Raw genomic sequence first — 2,130 nt, forward strand, 5'->3', positions numbered from 1 at the left:
CGACTGTGCATCACAGCCATGTAGAAAAAACAGGAAAAAGAGTGGCAGTAGAGCAAGGCGAGACATGCAAGCGTCCTGGTGGCGATGAGCTGTGGGGTGCAATGTAGCCGTGATGCTAAGGCAAAACACCGACGTTGTTCACGAATAGCAAACGTGGCGGGGTCATTTTTGGTGAGGAAGGCCGGGGTCAGGTCTTGCTTTTTGCCACTAAGAGCTAGTTTTTCTCAACTGAGATTACTGACTAATTTTCACTTCGAGTAACTGGGTCAGGTGAACACTACAACCTTTCGCTGTGCAGCTCAAAGCGACACCCCGGTCGGCAAGGCTCCTCAATAACGTATACGCGTTCCTGAAGACTCGATTTGCTAAGTTTCCTGAGTCATAGCTATTTTGCCGCTAGCCATAAAGCGTTTGCATTTGCGTGTTCTGACTACGAGCGCACACCGGCCTGCGCAGGTCTTGGATAAAATACGGCGCTGCCAACGTATCTGCAGATTCCGCTTCAACTCAGCACAAGGAACAACGGATGTTCTACCTCTTACTAAAGAAGCTGACAGAGCCAGACCCTGTTCTGATGGTTTGCCTTCGAGTGACTTCAACCGACGATAAGGTGCTGGGCCTGTGAGTAGCCTTACGGCCAGGTTGAAGTACTTATCTTTTATTCTTGTCTGGCTTTTTGTATCGCCTGCTTTCGCAGACCTTACGCCCGAGCAACAGACAGCCAAAGAGCGTGGCAGCGTCCTGTATCACCAGTTCAAAGCGATATCTGCTGAGCCGTATCTGACCATCGCAGCAGAGGCGGGTGACTCGGAGTCACAGTTTCTGTTGGCAGAAGCGCTGCGCAAGAACAATCGCTATATGACGGACGAGGCCTATCACTGGCTCGAAGAGCCTCGATTTGGGGCTGCAAATCAGTGCAAAGGCGGCTTAACTTAGTGCCATTCTCATCTGACCCCGATTTTAGATGTATAGCCTTGATAGGTTAAATCGCTTGGTAGATGGTGAGCCGCAGCGAGAATTTAATCGTTTCATCGGCGCTTTGGCTATGTCGGGCGGCGAGACCGCGCTCCCGGCAGGAACTTTGGCATGGACGCCCACTAACCCAATGGCCAAGCGCGCATTACTGTTGGCTGCAAGGACTAGTGGCCGCTTCGATGGTCTAGCATAATAGCCAGAGTATTCTTCGCATTTATTGATCTAGTACTTGGGCAGACTGGATCGAGCACCGGAAGCTTGAGCCGGGATAGTATCCATCGCTTTTAGGGTTATCTGGCCAGCGACGGACGCTATTGGCGCTCATCCAGTTTGCTTCTGCGTAATTTGAACCGCGGCGAACTTTTTGGATGCCGCTTTCAGGGCCCTTTGGATCTTGTTGAGGGGAGTGAGCATAGTAATCTTCCGCGTACCAGTCATTGACCCAGTCGGTCGTATTGCCTGTCATGTCGTAGAGGCCAAGAGGGTTAGCAGGGAATTGGCCAACAGGAACTAAGAACGTCTTATCGTCATGAAGTATATTGCGCCCATTTTCGAGGTTTCCGTTGTCGGTAGTGTATTGCAGATATTGCCCACGACTGCGGGCAGCAAATTCCCATTGTGCTTCAGAGGGCAAATCGACGGGGTAGCTGCTTAGCTCACCTAGCCACAGGCAGTAATCTTTTGCTTCTTGCCAAGACTTGACGGGAGTGGGGTTGTCGGAGGCAAAGTAGTCAGCTAGATCCTCGCGATCACGATATTCAGCCTTGAAAAGAGGCAGGCCTAAACTGGTTCGAAATAAATCAAAATCTTCAAGGCGAGTCTGGTAACGAGACAGATAGTAACTACTCAAGCGCACCTGATGCAGATAATCATCATGCCGCTCGGGCGTAATTGGGCAAAGTCGCTCCGGCTCCTGCCCATAGGGCCAAGGGCCCATATTTGCCGGATCGTATTGGCAAAGAGTGCCGAAGTCGCCCATCTCGAACTCTCCTCCCTCGATAAACACCATGTTGTCCAGTGAGCGCACTACGGTGGCGAGTATTTGCTTGCGCAGCTTGCCCGATAGGTCGGGGTAGCGGTCGTTGATACGCTGAGCGATGGCCTCGACTTTCTCTGCGCTTAGCTTTTCACTGTGGGGCAGAGGCTGCGACTGTG

2 protein-coding genes are annotated in these 2,130 nt (G+C 51.7%); one reads left to right on the plus strand and one right to left on the minus strand.

What is annotated here, in order from left to right; all coding sequences use genetic code 11:
- The first annotated feature begins 621 nt into the window (after window positions 1-621).
- A complete protein-coding gene (locus EF096_RS20090; RefSeq protein WP_123891511.1) occupies window positions 622-936 on the plus strand; it encodes a hypothetical protein in 315 nt (104 codons plus the stop codon).
- A 253-nt stretch (window positions 937-1,189) separates the two neighbouring features.
- On the opposite strand, the gene EF096_RS20095 is transcribed toward EF096_RS20090, so the two are convergent.
- The coding region (locus EF096_RS20095; protein WP_235869810.1) for a formylglycine-generating enzyme family protein at window positions 1,190-2,130 on the minus strand (941 nt) is incomplete at its 5' end.

It is taken from the genome of Pseudomonas neustonica, from assembly GCF_003797945.1.
Taxonomy (GTDB): Bacteria; Pseudomonadota; Gammaproteobacteria; order Pseudomonadales; family Pseudomonadaceae; genus Halopseudomonas; species Halopseudomonas neustonica.